General features: G+C 62.9%; 12 protein-coding genes and 1 pseudogene. 6 read left to right on the top strand and 7 right to left on the bottom strand.

Features of this window, described 5'->3' with window-relative positions:
• A pseudogene (locus tag F3J10_RS17315) lies at positions 1-222 on the bottom strand (anti-sigma factor); the annotation flags it as partial.
• A complete protein-coding gene (locus tag F3J10_RS17310; RefSeq protein WP_167242589.1) occupies positions 219-734 on the bottom strand; it encodes a sigma-70 family RNA polymerase sigma factor in 516 nt (171 codons plus the stop codon). The pseudogene F3J10_RS17315 and the gene F3J10_RS17310, both read right to left, overlap by 4 nt.
• 191 nt (positions 735-925) lie before the next feature.
• On the opposite strand from F3J10_RS17310, the gene F3J10_RS17305 reads away from it, so the two are divergent.
• Positions 926-2,014, top strand: a complete 1,089-nt coding sequence (locus F3J10_RS17305) for a catalase family peroxidase (protein WP_167242588.1) — start codon at positions 926-928, stop codon at positions 2,012-2,014.
• The gene (locus F3J10_RS17300; RefSeq protein WP_025097281.1) at positions 2,011-2,541 is read left to right on the top strand and encodes a cytochrome b; all 531 of its coding nucleotides are present in this window, start codon (positions 2,011-2,013) and stop codon (positions 2,539-2,541) included. Before F3J10_RS17305 ends, F3J10_RS17300 begins: the two co-directional genes overlap by 4 nt.
• 52 nt (positions 2,542-2,593) lie before the next feature.
• On the opposite strand, the gene F3J10_RS17295 is transcribed toward F3J10_RS17300, so the two are convergent.
• On the bottom strand, positions 2,594-2,869 hold the full coding sequence (locus tag F3J10_RS17295) for a hypothetical protein (protein WP_160640087.1): 276 nt from the start codon (positions 2,867-2,869) through the stop codon (positions 2,594-2,596).
• A gap of 150 nt (positions 2,870-3,019) precedes the next feature.
• On the bottom strand, positions 3,020-6,409 hold the full coding sequence (locus tag F3J10_RS17290; RefSeq protein ID WP_167242587.1) for an ATP-binding protein: 3,390 nt from the start codon (positions 6,407-6,409) through the stop codon (positions 3,020-3,022).
• Positions 6,410-6,574: 165 nt separating this feature from the next.
• Here F3J10_RS17290 and F3J10_RS17285 point away from each other — a divergent pair, with 165 nt between their 5' ends.
• Positions 6,575-7,231: a response regulator transcription factor gene (locus F3J10_RS17285; protein ID WP_167242586.1), complete on the top strand. Its 657-nt coding sequence runs from the start codon at positions 6,575-6,577 to the stop codon at positions 7,229-7,231.
• A gap of 172 nt (positions 7,232-7,403) precedes the next feature.
• Positions 7,404-8,066: a response regulator transcription factor gene (locus tag F3J10_RS17280; protein ID WP_029949405.1), complete on the top strand. Its 663-nt coding sequence runs from the start codon at positions 7,404-7,406 to the stop codon at positions 8,064-8,066.
• A 57-nt stretch (positions 8,067-8,123) separates the two neighbouring features.
• Here the strand turns inward: F3J10_RS17280 and F3J10_RS17275 are convergent, their stop codons facing one another.
• The 3 genes from F3J10_RS17275 to F3J10_RS17265 form a co-directional block, all read right to left on the bottom strand.
• Positions 8,124-9,716 (bottom strand): DUF2235 domain-containing protein, encoded by a 1,593-nt coding sequence (locus F3J10_RS17275; protein ID WP_167242585.1) that lies wholly within the window; start codon positions 9,714-9,716, stop codon positions 8,124-8,126.
• 18 nt (positions 9,717-9,734) lie between these two features.
• Positions 9,735-10,214 carry a DUF3304 domain-containing protein gene (locus tag F3J10_RS17270; protein WP_167242584.1) on the bottom strand — a complete coding sequence of 160 codons (480 nt, stop codon included), beginning with the start codon at positions 10,212-10,214 and terminating at the stop codon, positions 9,735-9,737.
• 448 nt (positions 10,215-10,662) lie between these two features.
• Entirely contained in the window at positions 10,663-11,142 is a 480-nt protein-coding gene (locus F3J10_RS17265) for a DUF3304 domain-containing protein (protein ID WP_240155618.1), read from the bottom strand.
• Positions 11,143-11,576: 434 nt separating this feature from the next.
• Between F3J10_RS17265 and F3J10_RS17260 the strand changes: the two genes are divergently transcribed.
• Positions 11,577-13,364: a DUF262 domain-containing protein gene (locus F3J10_RS17260; RefSeq protein ID WP_167242583.1), complete on the top strand. Its 1,788-nt coding sequence runs from the start codon at positions 11,577-11,579 to the stop codon at positions 13,362-13,364.
• A gap of 231 nt (positions 13,365-13,595) precedes the next feature.
• A complete protein-coding gene (locus F3J10_RS17255) occupies positions 13,596-14,723 on the top strand; it encodes a site-specific integrase (protein ID WP_167242582.1) in 1,128 nt (375 codons plus the stop codon).
• Positions 14,724-14,794 lie beyond the last annotated feature (71 nt).

The following is a 14,794-nucleotide window of genomic DNA, read 5'->3' as shown; positions in this document are numbered from 1 at the left end:
CCGATCGCGCAGCAGCGCGGGATCGAGCTCGCGGCTGGCCGGGGGCAGCGCCAGGCCGTCGATGGCGGCGCGCAGCGCCTGCGCGTCGCGGCGCCACTGGCGCACCTGCTCGGCGCGCTCGGGGTGGCTCGCCAGCCAGCGTTCGACCGCCGCGCGCTCGTTCGCGTCGAGCCGGCCGTCGACATAGGCTTGGAGATCGTGGTCGTCGGGCGGAATGTTCATTTCATCAATCGCAGCTTAAGGGCGGGGGTTTCGCCGTCGCCGAGCGCGCGCAGGGCGGCGCGGGCGCGCGACAGGCGCGACATCACGGTGCCGATCGGCACGTCGAGCAGCTCGGCCACCTCGCGGTAGCTGAAGCCCTCCACGGCCACCAGCAGCAGCAGGCTGCGCTGCTCGGCCGTCAGCTTGGCGAAGGCGTCGAGCATCGAGCGCGCCTCCACCTGGTCCTCGGCCGATGGCCATTGCGGCTCGTCGTCCTCGCCCAGGCGCCCCAGCAGCCAGGCATAGCGCTTGGCGCTGCGGCGCGAGTCGAGGAACTGGCGGTACAGGATCGTGAACAGCCAGCTGCGCAGCGCGTGTTCGTCGCGGCGGTCCGCCCAGTGGATCAGCGCGCGCTCCAGCGTGGTCTGCACCAGGTCGTCGGCCGCGTGGACGTCGCGGGTCAGCCACAGCGCGAAGCGCCGCAGTCGCGGCAGCAGTTCGCGCAAGGAGTCGTCGAGATCGGCAGAAGGCATGGTGGGCCGCCGGGTGGCGCGCATGGATACCGACGTGAGACGCCGGCCGCTCGACTTTATTCCATTTCGGGGGTGACGGTGGCTGGCGTCATCGGGATCTGGTACGAGGAAATCCATGCGGGCCATGGAATAAAATCGCGCGTCGTTCGTCTCATACGCGTCCCCAAACGATTCAAGGTCAGGAGCAGTCCATGACGCATCCTCCCCCCAATTCCCCGCGCGGCGGCGGCGCCTGGCGCTGGGCGCTGATCGGCGGCACCGTGGTGGTGGCCGTCGCTGCGTTCGGCTACACCGGCGGCTGGCTTGCACCGCAGCGCCTCACGCCGGCGCGCATCGTCGACGCCCTGCAGGCCAACGGCGGCCTGCACGCGGGCTTCCGCCGCAATCACGCGAAAGGCATCTGCGTGACCGGCTACTTCGAGAGCAACGGCGACGGCGCGGCCTGGTCCAGCGCGCCCTTCTTCGGCGCCGCGACGCGCACGCCGGTGGTCGGCCGCTTCGCGGTGCCGGGCGGCAACCCCTACGCGCCCGATACCAGCGTGCCGATCCGCAGCCTCGCGCTGCGCCTCACCGCGCCCGACGGCGCGCAATGGCGCACCGGCATGAACGCGATGCCGGTGTTCCCGGTGGCCACGCCCGCGGCCTTCTACGCGCAGACCGTGGCTACCCGCCCCGATCCCGCCACCGGCAAGCCCGATCCGAAGAAGGTCGCGGCCTTCTTCGCGACGCATCCGGAGACGGCCGCGTTCCGTGCCTGGGTGAAGACGGCCAAGCCGAGCGCCAGCTTCGCCACCGAGAGCTACTACAGCATCAACGCCTTCTACTTCGTCGATCCGCAGGGCATGAAGCACGCGGTGCGCTGGCGCGTGGTGCCCGAGCAGACCGACGGCGGCGTGGCGAGCGGCCCGAACGTGCTGGACCCGGATCTCGAGGAACGGCTCGGCAAGGGCCCGCAGCGCTGGCACTGGCTGGTGACCTTCGCCAACCCCGACGATCCCGTCGACGACGCCACCCGGCAATGGCCGGCCGATCGCAAGACGATCGACATCGGCACCCTGGTGCTGGACCGCGCCGAGCAGCAGGACAGCGGGCCGTGCCGCGACATCAACTATGATCCGACGGTGCTGCCGACCGGCATCGAGGCCTCCGCCGATCCGCTGCTGGCGGCGCGCTCGGCCGCCTATGCCGATTCCTATCGCCGGCGCACCAGCGAGGAAGCCGAGGTGCCCGGTTATGCCCGGGGCGGCGCGCCCAATCAACCTGCCCCGGAGGCCCGATGATGAAGACCGGATTCAATCCGCTTGCGAGGCTGCTGCATTGGCTGATGGCCGCGATGATCCTCGCCATGCTGTTCATCGGGGTGGGAATGGTCAGCTCGGTTTCGGCGCGCCATGCGGTGCTGATCGCGATCCACAAGCCGCTCGGCATCGCCATCCTGGTGCTGGTGATCGTGCGGCTGGTGGTGCGCTTCAGCAAGCGCCCGCCGGCGTTGCCGGAGGACCTGCCGGGTTGGCAGCGCGCGGCCGCGCATCTGTCGCATTGGCTGCTCTACGCGCTGATGATCGCGATGCCGCTGATCGGCTGGGCGATGCTGTCGGCGGGCGGGTATCCCGTGATGCTCGGCGGCGGCGTGCAATTGCCGGCGCTGATGGGCGCCGATCCGATCGCCTTCGCCTGGCTGCGCAACGCGCATGAGCTGCTGGCCTTCGTGCTGTTCGCGACGGTGGTGCTGCACCTGGCGGCTGCGCTGTTCCATGGCTTGATTCGCCGCGACGGCGTGCTCGGGAGCATGGCGCGCGGGCGTTGAGTTCAAGCGCTTGGTGGTGCATGTGAAATTACGCCCGCTTTTGCGGGCGTAATTATTTGGTCGGCGTCGCGACCAGCCGAGAAATCGCGGTGACGATCATCGCTGAAACGATCAATGAAATCGTGAGCAGGAACAGGATCAATACGTTGTCCTGCGATTCGCAATTGGTGGCGCCGGTCAGGCGAAACAGCCAGTCGAAGAAGCGACGCACCGAGGCGTCGTCGTACACGGGCGCGAGCCGCGGCGAGTTGTAGAGCCAGCGGCTGGCCGCGAGCGACAGCGCGAGCGTCGCGAGAACCTGCGCGAGAGAGGTCAGCAAGCGCTTCATGGGCGAGCCTGCGATTGGACATGGGCGGAATGGCTAGTCGGTCTGACAGGGATGTTCCGCGCCGCGTTCCGTTCGAATCGGCTCGATTTGTGCCGGATTGGTTCGTGGATGCGCGGTTGATTCCTGGAGAGAAAAAACCACGCGATTCATTCACGATTGCTCGCCGGTATTTGGCAATGCGAGCAAGGCGTCGACCAGTTCGGTGAGCGCCTGATGCGCGCCTTCCACACCGTTGTCCTGGATCCGATGTTCCAGGTCGGCGCATTGCCTGGCCAGCTCGCGCCGACGAAACACGCCCAGCGCGCCCTTGAGCGAATGCAGCTCGGCGAGCAAGGCCGGCGCGTCGTTGCGCGAGGCGGCATCGCGCAGCACCTCGATCGACCTCGCGCAGGCACGGCCGAACGCCTCGACGAGCTCGGGCGACATCGGCTGCGCACCGAGCGGCGCATCGTCGTGCGGGCCATCCTTCGGACTCGATGCGCCCTGCCCGCTGATTTCGCCCAGGATGCGCGCCAGCCCGCTCAGCGACAGCGGCTTGGTGGCCACCTCGCGAATACCCAGCGCGGCGCAGCGGCGGCGCTCGTCGAGCGTCGCGTCGGCCGTCACCGCCACGATCGGCGTGCCCGGCCAGCGCTCGCGCACGATGCTGGCCAGCACGTAACCATCCATGCGCGGCATGTTCAGGTCGGTCAGTATCACGTCGAAGCGCATGTCCGACAGGGCCGCCAGCGCCTCGATGCCGTCGGCCACGAGGCGCGCCTGGCAGCCCAGCAAGGCGAGCTGCTCGGCGAACAGCTTCTGGTTGACCTCGTTGTCCTCGGCGACCAGCACCTGCAGGCCGAGTTGCCGGGCGGGCGTGCTGGCCGCCGCGGCCGTCGCCGCGGGCGCGGTGCCGGTTGCCGGCATGAGATCCGGCGTGATCAGCGGGGTGCCCTTCACGACATGTTCGAGCGCCGCGCGCAGGCCGAGCGGCGAATGGCAGGACACCGTGAGCACGCGGCCGATCCGCATCGGCTGCAAGGGGCCGTCCGCGCTGCAGTTGATCACCGCCTCGCAATCCTCGACCAGGCGGTTCTCGCTGGCCGCCGACCAGTTGTCGCGCTCGCCGCAGATCACCAGCACACGGCCGCTCGCGTCGTCGATCCGGTCGGGATGGCGAGCTGTCTGGAGCGTGGCGCCCCAGGAGGCGATCAGGTTCGCGGTGCCCTCGTGCCGGTCGTCCTCGGCCGCGAGCAGGATCACGGGCGCGCCTTCCAGCGTGGCGGCGTCCTGAACCAGCGGCATGCCGGCCGGATCCTCGCGATCGAGCGGCACGCGCACGGTGAAGCGGCTGCCCTGCCCCGGTTCGCTTTGCACGTCGATCGTGCCGCCCATCTGCGTGACCAGCCGCTGGCAGAGCGCGAGGCCCAGGCCGGTGCCGCCGAAGCGTCGCGAGATCGAGGAATCGGCCTGCATGAAGGCATTGAACAGCGTCGAGAGATGTGCCGCCTCGATGCCGATGCCGGTATCGGCCACCTCGATCACCAGCATGCCGCCTCGCGCGCACGGCAGCCGCTCGACATCCAGCGAGAGCGTGACCTTGCCCTGCTCGGTGAACTTGATCGCGTTCGACAGCAGGTTGTTGACCACCTGCGCGAGCCGGCCCGGATCGCCGCGCATGGGCTGGTCGATCGCGGCGCGGAACTGGCCGACCAGGGCGATGCGCTTGAGATGCGCGGCCGGCGCGAACATCGCGAGCGAGCGCGTGATGGTGTCGACGAGGCGGAAATGCATGTGCTCGAGCCGCATCTCGCCGGCCTCGATCTTGGAGAAGTCGAGCACGTCCTGGATGATCGCGAGCAGGCCGTTCGAGGAGGCGCGGATGGTGTCGAGCCGGTCGCGCTGCAAGGGATTCAGCGCGGAATGGCCGAGCAGCTCGAGGTTGCCGAGGATGGCATTGAGCGGCGTGCGGATCTCGTGGCTCATCGCGGCCAGGAAGGCGGACTTCGCGGCGTTCGCCTGGTCGGCGGCGAGCTTGGCGTGACGCAGCTGGTGTTGCAGCGCCTGGCTGGCCGTCATGTCGACGAAGGCCGTGACCAGTACGTCCTTGCCCAGGTAGCGGCCGAGCGCGAAGCGCGCCTGCAGGGCGAGGTCCTTGCCGTCGCGCGTGCGCAGCAAGACGTCTTCCTGGAATACTTCGTCATGCGAATCGTGCCGTGCGGAGGCGAAGCGCGCATGAAGCCGCTTCAGCTCGTCGATCAGGCGCGGCATGCCGCCTTCCACCTGCTCGGCCAGCGCGACCAGCGAGGAACCGCCATAGAGCAGCTCGCCGTTGCCGGTGGAGACCAGGCCGATGCCGACCGGCACCGTCTCGATCATGGTGCGGCTCAGGCGCTCGCTGTCGAACACCTGTTCCGAGCGCGCGTACATCGGCTGGAACACGCGGCGGTTGAGCTGGGACAGCAGCAGCCAGACGAACACGAAGCCCGCCAGGGCGATTGCCGTGGCCGCCAGCGCCTTGCCCGCGATCGCCCTGGCGACGTCGCGCCAGGAATAGGTGTAGACGAGCGAGAAGCCGGTGTCGCCGAGCGGCGTGCCGAGCACGAAGTTGCCGTCGCCGCGGTATTCGGCGAGACGTTCGCCGCTGGCGTGCCGGAGGCGGCTCCATCGGGAGATCGCGCCGGCCGCCTGCGCTTCGGCATGCTCGCCCGCCGACAGCGCGACGATGCGGCCGTCGCTGCCGACGAGCGCGAAGCTGCCGTCGTGGGCGCCGTCGGCGATCGGCCAGAGCAGGTCGGCCGGATCCACCTCGTTGACCAGCACGGCCTTGACCTGCCCATGGGACAGCACCGGCGAGGCCAGTTGCAGCACCTTGCGGCCGTTCGGCAGCGGATAGAGGCGCGGCACCCACCAGGCCTTGGGCGCGAGCGCCAGCAGGTGGCTGGGCGCGTCGAAGGCGAGGCTGCCGGCGCCCTCGGTGAGTTCGCGCACGAAGGTCGCCCGGCCGGCGTCGGTGGCGAGCGCCTCGGGATGCTCGACGCTGGTGGCCGGCACGATCGCCACCACGGTGCGGCTCACGTTGAAGATGATCTGCGTGGGCGGGCGCGCCAGCACCCTGGCGGTGGCGGCGCTGGCACGGCCGATCTGCGTCGAGAACGAGAAGGCGCGCTGCAGGGTGGCGTCGCTGAGCGTGGCTTGCGGCGCGCCGGCGATCAGCATCTCGGTGGGCTCGGACGGGAAGGGGCGCCAGCGCAGCAGGTTGCCGTTGGCGCGGAACCGGGCGACCTGCTCGGGGGGCACCGCGGGGGCGTCGTTGGCGGCCATCTCGGCGCGCGCCAGGCCGCCCAGGAAGGCCTGCTCGACCGCGCCGAAGCGGCCGAGCACCAGGCGATAGGCGCCGGTGAAGGCCTGGCGCTGGTCCGCCAGGTGCGCGTCGACCAGGTAGACGAGCTCCGAGACCAGCGCGAATACCATCACCACGGCCGCGGCGCAGCGCCCGCCGACCACCAGCAGGCGGTGGTAGCGGCGCAGATCGTCGAGGGTCTTGCGGAGGATGGGCATGGCGGGTTCGGTTGCGTTGCGTTGCGTTGCGTTGCGGTGCGGATTCGGGGCCGGGTGCGGTGCCGACAGTCGCGACGGTACACCAGCTTGGCGCCATGGTGGGCCGGTTACACTATCGCACTCCAAACAAATTACGAGCCGCCGGCTTGAAGGCCGTCATCCAAGATGAAGATCCGCGTGATCCTGTCGGACGATCACCCGACCGTGCTGTCCGGCGTGCGGCATGAGCTGGCGCGCGTGCCGACCGTCGAGATCGTGGGTTCGGCGCTGGGCGCCGATGAACTGCTTGCGCTGCTGGAGCGCAGCCACTGCGATGTGCTGATCACCGACTACGCGATGCCGGGCGGCGCGGCGGTCGACGGCTTGCCGCTGCTGCGGCAACTGCGCCGCGGCTGGCCGGCGATGAAGGTGGTGGTGCTGACCACCATCGATAATCCGGCGCTGCTCAAGGAAATCGCCAAGACGGGCGTGCAGGGGCTGCTCAGCAAGATCGACGAGGTGGACCATCTGATCGCCGCCACGCATGCGGTGTATGCCGGCGCGAATTACCAGTCGCCGAGCGTGCGCGAGAGGCTGGCGGTGCAGGCGTCCTCGGCGAGGGCGGTGCAGGCGATGACGACGAAGGAGGCCGAGGTGATTCGGCTCTACGTGTCGGGCCTGTCGATCAGCGAGATTGCGGCGCAGCTCAATCGCGCGAAACAGACGGTGAGCGCGCAGAAGGGCAGCGCGATGCGCAAGCTCGGTATCGAGCGCGACGCGGACCTGTTCCAGTACGCCTACGAGACAGGCCTGGTGGCTGCGGGACCGAAGGACGCAGGCTGACGAGTTCGTTGCGCGTCAGACAGATGGATTCGATGTTTCCCCGTTATTGCTCGCCAAAATAGGACTTTTCTCATGTTTCTCAGGAGAAAATTTGACGAGTCAGATGCCTGCGCCGATGGGCCGCCGCTACAGTCGATTGCCTATCGACACGCCTGCGCGGAGGGACCTCGTCATGTTTGCCAATACCACCTTCAATGTACTGATCGCGGATGATCATCCGCTCGTGGTGACCGGTGTGGAATCGGCGCTGCGCGATTTGCGTTCGCTGAGGATCGTCGGGACGGCGGGGAATTCCACGCAGATCGTCGAGCGGCTGGGGCGGGAGGCTTGTGATCTGTTGATCACGGATTTCGTGATGCCGGATGGGAGGTATAACGATGGGCTCACAATGCTGACTTATATCCGCTCGCATTTTCCGGATCTGCCGGTGATTGTGTTTACGGCGGTGGATGGGATTGCGTTGACGGGGGAGCTGACTCGGCTGGGCGTGAAGGCGATCGTCAACAAGGCGGATGATGTGGGGCATCTGATCTCGGCGATCTATGCGGTGCATGCGGGGAGTGAGTATCTGTCGCCTAGTGTGAGTCGGGCGAATCCCAGGCTCAGGGGGACGGCCAGGCGGGGTGGGTTGACGCGGAGTGAGCTGGAGGTGCTGAGGTTGTATGTGTCGGGGCTGTCGATTACGCAGATCGCCGATAAGCTCAGGAGGACGAAGCAGACCATCAGCGCGCAGAAGATCAAGGCCATGCATAAGCTGGGAGTGGAGAGGGATGCGGATCTTTATCTCTACATCTATCAGTCGAAGCGGGGGGATTCGGAGTTGTTTGGGATTTGAGGGGTTGATAGACAATCGATGCCGTCATCGGCGGGGCGGTAGGAAAGCAGATTCGGTTTATGCGACAGCAGCGTCGCTCGGGCCGACTGGATCGTTTTGCGCAAGATAGCGCGTGCCATCGCAGTAAATCCCACGTTGCTCCCATAAGGCACACGGCCACGATGTGAAGGCCGCGACCGACTCGTGGATGTATTCCGCCAGCAGTTGATCGACTGCAAGCGGTATCGTGCCTGCTTTATCCCATGCGGCGAGGATCTTTTTTTCGTAAGGCCTTAGCTCGCGCGGCTGTGGTGGATACGAGCGATTGCCGGCGTGTGGCTCGATCGGGTTGCGGAGGAATTCAATGCGGCGCTCGAGGCGGCGTTGCTCGCGTAATAACTGGCGGGCTTGTTGTTCGGGATCCTTGGGGATGTCGTAAACCCATTCGTTGGGCTGGCAGGTTGGGTGGTCTTCGTTGGTTCCTGCCGGGATGGATGCGCAGAATGCGGCGCCGACTTTTTCGTAGAGATGGCCAAGGACGCGTTCGTCTGCGTTGTGGCGGGAGAGGATGCTGCGCCATCGGAAATTCAGGTAGCGGTGTGGGTGGATCAGGGATTCGAGATCGTCGCTGGAGGGAGCGGGGAGGGCGGAGAGGTAGTCGGTGTAGAGCTTGGTGATTCGGGCGTTGTCGTCCAACTGGAAATCGTCCCTCAATTGCGGGTCCATTTTGTCCAACGCTTTCAAAGGAACGCCGGATCGCAACGCTTCAGCAAGCATATGGCGTAAAGGAATTAATGAGAGATCCTGAGCACGCCCTTGCTCGTCGGGGCCGTAGCCGCCACCTACGTCGGAATGCACACCGGGATATACGACTTCCTCACAGTTGGTCGGATAAGCTTTGTCGACTCGCACCGAGTCAAGTGGGAACGCTCGCCGCACCTCGTGCGCGGAAATGTAGTGAACGCAACGTTCCACTTCGGGCGGAATGGCCAATTCAGAGGCCCAATCGAGATGTAATGCAGGACCACCAACTGATGCAACGGTGTCGAAGATCCCCATGAAATTGATCCTGAGCGGCACACGTCTACCGCTTGGCGCTGACCAATACAGCTTGCCACCATCCTTCGCACATTTTTGCTCAATGAGGCGGCGGACAAAAGCACGAGCTTCTGTCGCCCCACGCGAAAATCCAAAAATTGCCACGGTGATTTCGCGCATGTGCAGCCATGATCCTGGTCCCCATTCAATTTCGAGGCGTCGAGAGAATTCCCCAAGCGCAAATTGGATGCGTAGGTCGCCACCGGCTCCGAGTCCGAGCCCTCTAATGCCGCCTTCATCGTCTTTCAGGTGGTCGGTGTAGCCGGCGATCTTGATGAATTTAAAGGGCGTGCCAACGCCAGGAAGATATAGAGGCCTCGACTCTTCCTGCACAGAATCCTTTGCTACTCGATAGAGCTTGACGACATTTGAATGCTTGTTCAGAGGTACGTCGCGGGCCATATTGTTGTTCGTGCCATCGAAGAAAAACGACAATGACGGGTAGAGTCGACACGCGATTTGATCAGCTTGAGTGGCCGGACATTGGCGAAGTATCCGTTTCGTCGCGCCGTCAATTGCTGCCCGATTAAGCGCGTCGTCGGTAATCGGTTGGTCGGCTTGTCGAACTGTCATAGATGGCCTGCGGGATTTTTATTTGGACAAGCATCCGACGCTGCTTGGCGAAAACGCTAGTGAAGCGGTATTGCGATCTCGAAGAACGACACACAAGTAAGCGTCCGACTTATGCCAATCGGGATCTTGATGTGGACCACTTGCAGGGAAATTTGCCTGGATGCTATGTTTTTCGCTCGGCACCGTGATTGCCTTGGTTTTGGGGTCCTCTTCTCGCCCCCACTCCCACGTAACGGTGACTGGTTTGCTCCAGTCTTTCAATCCTGGGAAGCAGCACGCCGCCTTCGTTCCTCCTGCTTGAGCAGATACATCGCCAGCCCAATATTTATCGACAAAAATATTCACTGCATAGCGGTTTGTGTGGTTCGCTGGCACCATCGCGAGTGCTTGTCCACTTCCATCAAATGGATCATCTGGCATTGCGCCAGCGCATGCGGCTAGCGTAAAACTTGAAAAGGCTATTGCAAATACCAAGCCCTGACGTTTTGCTAGGATCATTGAGTTCGTTCGGGTTGGATGCATGCTTTGATGGATGAGGCGTTGATCGCTCGTCGTTAGTAGATCCGCCGATGATCGTGCCGTACTTTTAAAATAAGCTTCGAGAGCGATGCATGGAGTGCCGACAAGCTTACTGCATTTCGTTGCAAGCCCAACGCCCTTGATGCTTTTTGTCGCGTGTTCCTAGTCAGTGGACCGATTGGTCTGGTTGATGAGCAGGCTGATCTGGTGGGGGCTCAAAATTGTTGGTGGTGGACCGCTCAGAATCGTCACCGCTTGGGGTGTGAGGCGCGACCGTGCTAAACGGTTGACAGGGTCTTGGGGGCGATCGCATCCATAAGATTGATCGGTTGCTGGCGGAGAATGGGCTTCGTCGCACCGTCAATGGCGGCTTGCTTGAGCTCGTCATCTGTCGTCGGTGTATCCGCTTGTCGTACAGAGATCTTGCTTACTTGCTCATACAACCTGAGCGCGTTTGAGAAAATGCCAATGCAGCCGTGTCGCGGTCTCGCAAAATCACACATAGATAGGCATCCGATTTGTGCCAATCCGGGTCTTGATGCGGGCCGCCTGTGGGAAAGTTCACCTGGACGCTGTGCTTTTCGTCCGGTGCCGTAACGGCCTTGGTTGCCGGGTCTTCTTCATAGCCCCACTCCCACGTCACGACAACCGGCTTGCTCCAGTCTTTCACGCTCGGGAAGCAGCATGTCGCGCCAGTGCCGCCTCCGTGGCGGTGCGCTCCTCCTGCCCAATATTTGTCGACGTAGATGCCTACCGTGTAGCGGTTGGTGTGATTGGCCGGCACCATCGCGAGAGCTTGCTCACCTCCTGCACGTTGATCATCCATGACACTGGCGCATGCGGCTAGAGTGAAGCTCGAAAACACTGCCATAAATATCGGGCTCCGAAATTTAGTGAGGGTCATCATGTGCGTTCTAAGCGGCAGATGTCGTGATTAGGTTGGATGCTTATTGATTGTTGCCAAAGGACGCGACGCTGGTAATGCGGAGCGTTCAAGATAGGTATCGACGGCGGTGCGCGGAATGCTGAACAAGATTACTGTATTGTTTTTCCAAATTAATACCGTCGATGCTCTTTGCCGCATGTTCGTTAGTTGGTGAACCGGTTCGTAAAACCGCAAGTGGCGTTGAGCGTGGCGGGCCGTTGTTGAGTCGGGCCTTGAGTGATAACCGCTCTCTTTGGAAAGGTACGGCATAATTCCGTACAAAGGGAGCTTGCCAGGGCGACTGTTACCGTTCGCCTTGATGCACTCGACAAGGATCGTCTTACCGAAATCACAGCGCTGCGCGGCATGAGGATGTCTGCGCTCGTATCTACAGTCGTAATCGAGAGGCAGACCACATGAGTTTCCGTACCGCAGAGCCAGCGCTTAAGGATGTTCTCGACGGCATCGCTGCCGGCCAAATTCAGCTTCCCGACTTTCAGCGCGGCTGGGTCTGGGACGACAACCACATCCGCTCACTGATTGCGAGCCTTTCGCTGTCTTATCCCATCGGGGCGGTCATGTTCCTTGAAGCGGGGGGCGTGCCTTTTAAGCCGCGGCTGTTCGCGGGGGTGCATCTCCAGCCGGCACCCAAGCCCAAGACTTTGGTGCTCGATGGCCAGCAGCGCCTGACCTCCATGTATCTGTCGCTGCGCAGCGGCCAGCCGGTGCCGACGCGCACGGAGAAAGGTACGGATATTTCTCGGCTCTACTTCCTCGACATGGCCAAGTGCCTGAATCCAGACGCTGACCGAGAGGAGGCCGTGATATCGGTTCCCGAGACTCAGCAGATCACCACGGATTTCGGCCGCAAGGTTGAACTGGATGTCAGTACGCCCGACCTTCAGTATGCCCAGCGCATATTCCCAGTCGCGCTGCTGTTCGACATTCAAGGCTTCATGATTTGGGAGAGCGGCTTCAGTGCGCATCACCAGTTCGATGCGGAGACGATGCAGTTCATGCAGAAGTTCCGCAACGAGATCTGGCTGCGCTTTCAACAGTTTAAAGTGCCGGCCATCGAGTTGACTCAAGACACCCCCCGCGAAGCCGTATGCCAGGTGTTTGAGAAAGTGAACACCGGCGGAGTGACACTCACCGTATTCGAGCTGATGACGGCCACTTTTGCTGCCGACGAATTCAACCTGCGCGACGACTGGGATGCCCGTCGTGAACGGTTGACTGCCAAGCACGACGTGCTGGAGGCGGTGGATGGCACGAGCTTTCTGACGGCTATCACCCTGCTGGCCAGCTACCGGCGACACCTGGCGCAGAAGACCGCGGTGAGCTGCAAGCGTGCCGACGTGCTAAAGCTGAATCTGGGTGATTTCAAGGCACTGGAAGCTGCGCTGGAGCTGGGCTTTAAGCGTGCCGCCGAACTGCTGGCCGAAGAGAAGATCTTTGACGAGCGCGGCTTGCCTTACGCCACGCAGTTGGTCCCCTTGGCCGCCATTTGCGCGCAGCTGGGCGATCGGACGACGCTGCATAGCGTCAAGCAGAACCTGCTTCGCTGGTACTGGAGCGGCGTGCTGGGTGAGTTGTACGGGGGGGCCAACGAGACACGCTTTGCAATGGACATTCAAGATGTCGTTGCCTGGATTGACGGCGGCGCGGAACCGCGCACGGTGCGCGACGCAAATTTCGCCCCCACCCGCCTGCTATCGTTACAGAGCCGTCTAGCGGCGGCCTACAAGGGCCTGGCCACTCTCTTGATGAAGCACGGTGGGCGCGATTTTGTCAGTGGTACGCCCATCGACCTGAATACCTACTTCAACAACGCCATCGACATTCACCACATCTTTCCGCGCGCTTGGTGCGAAAAGCAGAAGTTGCCCAAGGACAAGTGGAACAGTGTGGTCAACAAGGCACCGCTGGCCGCGGGCACTAATCGGTTCATCAGCGGTGATGCGCCCAGCGTCTACCTGGGCCGTATTGAAAAGGCGAAGCAAGTGCCGCCGCACAGCTTGGACGAGTTCCTGGTTTCGCACGTCATTCCGGCTCCGGTTCTCCGGGCGGACGACTTTGACGCCTTCATCCGCCTGCGCGCCGGTGCGTTGCTGAACCTCATTGAGCAGGCCACGGGCAAGGCAGTGTCGGGGCGCGATAGCGAGGATACTGTCAAGGCATTTGGAGGCGCTTTGACGTCATGACAGCCTGACATGGCTTCATCACCGTCTGATATCTCTTTCAGAAAAGATAAAAGGGGTTACAGGTAAATCACCTGTAACCCCTTTTGATATTCATGATAGGGAAGACGGGATCAAACTCCCGACCTTCGCATTGCGAATGTAAAAACTACCCTCGTAGATACAGAGGTTGTAGCGATATTTACGGTTATTTGCCACAATCCTGCCACACCCAGTGCGAGCGAGAATCGAGAAATGCCAACCATCCGCAAGCGTGGGCAGTACCAATGGGAGGCGCAGGTACGCCGACGCGGCTACCCAGCGCAAAGCAAAACGTTTAACACCAAGGCCGAGGCAGAAGCCTGGGCCAACATGATCGAATCGGAAATGTCGCGCGGCATATGGATCAGCCGTAGCGAGGCTGAGGCGACGACGCTCTTTGAGGCATTGAAACGCTATGAAGAAGAAGTCTCGCTATTAAAGAAGGGCGCTGCGCAGGAATCCTCAATTATCAAGACCTGCCAGGCAGTTGACTTAGCGAAGCGGCCGCTAGCCACGGTCCGGAGCGCAGACATAGCGAAGCTTCGCGATGAATGGCTGAAGAACTACAAGCCCGCGACAGTGCTACGCCGCTTAGCGGTCCTGTCCCACGTGTTCAGCATCGCCCGAAAAGAATGGGGCATGGAAAGCCTCTCGAATCCGGTCGAGCTCGTGCGAAAGCCACAGCCCAACAACGCACGCACGCGTCGCATTGCGGCCGGCGACGCGCTTACCGTTGCACCTAGCGGGGAAGAGCCCGAGTCAGAACGCGGCGCGCAAGACGGTGAGCTTGAACGCGTGGCGAGGGCTAGTGGCTCGGCGCTGCTACCGCTCATCATTTGGCTAGCCGTCGAAACTGCGATGCGCCGGGGCGAAATCGTGTCGCTGCTGTGGATGCACGTCGACCTCAATCGCTGTGTTGTGCATCTACCGTCGACGAAGAACGGGAACGCCCGCGACGTGCCGCTGTCTTCGCGCGCGATTGGAGTGCTCCAAGTATTGAAAAACTCCTACGACGCCAAGGACAATTCGACTGAAAACGGCGAAAGCGACACCGACCGCGTGTTCGAGATGCGAAGCGACGCTGTCACCAGAGCCTTCGAGCGCGCGGTGGCACGTGCCCGCAAAATTTACGTCGATGAGTGCCGGGCGGCCAAACTAAAGCCGGATGCCAAGTTTTTAACCGACCTTCGCTTTCACGACCTGCGCCACGAGGCGACTTCCCGCTTGGCGTCGATTTTCCCCATGCACGAGCTGACAAAGATAACTGGCCACAAAGACCCACGCATGTTGATGCGTTACTACCATCCGCGAGCCGAGGATCTAGCGAAGAAACTATCGTGACTCCAACAGCAGGTTGTATGACGTCATGCCCCCAGACGCCCTCTCCTTCGGGGGGCGAGGGTGACAAGCGA

Origin of the sequence: Burkholderia sp. Cy-637 (genome assembly GCF_011753175.1) — a bacterium.
Lineage (GTDB): Bacteria > Pseudomonadota > Gammaproteobacteria > Burkholderiales > Burkholderiaceae > Burkholderia > Burkholderia gladioli.
Note: the sequence above shows the minus strand (reverse complement) of the source record. Positions and strands in the feature narration are given on the sequence as shown.

What these genes read in the sequence shown, in the direction of transcription:
- F3J10_RS17310 (WP_167242589.1), bottom strand. Translation starts at nt 734, where the DNA reads ATGCCTTCTGCCGATCTCGACGACTCCTTGCGCGAACTGCTGCCGCGA.
- F3J10_RS17305 (WP_167242588.1), top strand. Translation starts at nt 926, where the DNA reads ATGACGCATCCTCCCCCCAATTCCCCGCGCGGCGGCGGCGCCTGGCGC.
- F3J10_RS17300 (WP_025097281.1), top strand. Translation starts at nt 2,011, where the DNA reads ATGATGAAGACCGGATTCAATCCGCTTGCGAGGCTGCTGCATTGGCTG.
- F3J10_RS17295 (WP_160640087.1), bottom strand. Translation starts at nt 2,869, where the DNA reads ATGAAGCGCTTGCTGACCTCTCTCGCGCAGGTTCTCGCGACGCTCGCG.
- F3J10_RS17290 (WP_167242587.1), bottom strand. Translation starts at nt 6,409, where the DNA reads ATGCCCATCCTCCGCAAGACCCTCGACGATCTGCGCCGCTACCACCGC.
- F3J10_RS17285 (WP_167242586.1), top strand. Translation starts at nt 6,575, where the DNA reads ATGAAGATCCGCGTGATCCTGTCGGACGATCACCCGACCGTGCTGTCC.
- F3J10_RS17280 (WP_029949405.1), top strand. Translation starts at nt 7,404, where the DNA reads ATGTTTGCCAATACCACCTTCAATGTACTGATCGCGGATGATCATCCG.
- F3J10_RS17275 (WP_167242585.1), bottom strand. Translation starts at nt 9,716, where the DNA reads ATGACAGTTCGACAAGCCGACCAACCGATTACCGACGACGCGCTTAAT.
- F3J10_RS17270 (WP_167242584.1), bottom strand. Translation starts at nt 10,214, where the DNA reads ATGATCCTAGCAAAACGTCAGGGCTTGGTATTTGCAATAGCCTTTTCA.
- F3J10_RS17265 (WP_240155618.1), bottom strand. Translation starts at nt 11,142, where the DNA reads ATGATGACCCTCACTAAATTTCGGAGCCCGATATTTATGGCAGTGTTT.
- F3J10_RS17260 (WP_167242583.1), top strand. Translation starts at nt 11,577, where the DNA reads ATGAGTTTCCGTACCGCAGAGCCAGCGCTTAAGGATGTTCTCGACGGC.
- F3J10_RS17255 (WP_167242582.1), top strand. Translation starts at nt 13,596, where the DNA reads ATGCCAACCATCCGCAAGCGTGGGCAGTACCAATGGGAGGCGCAGGTA.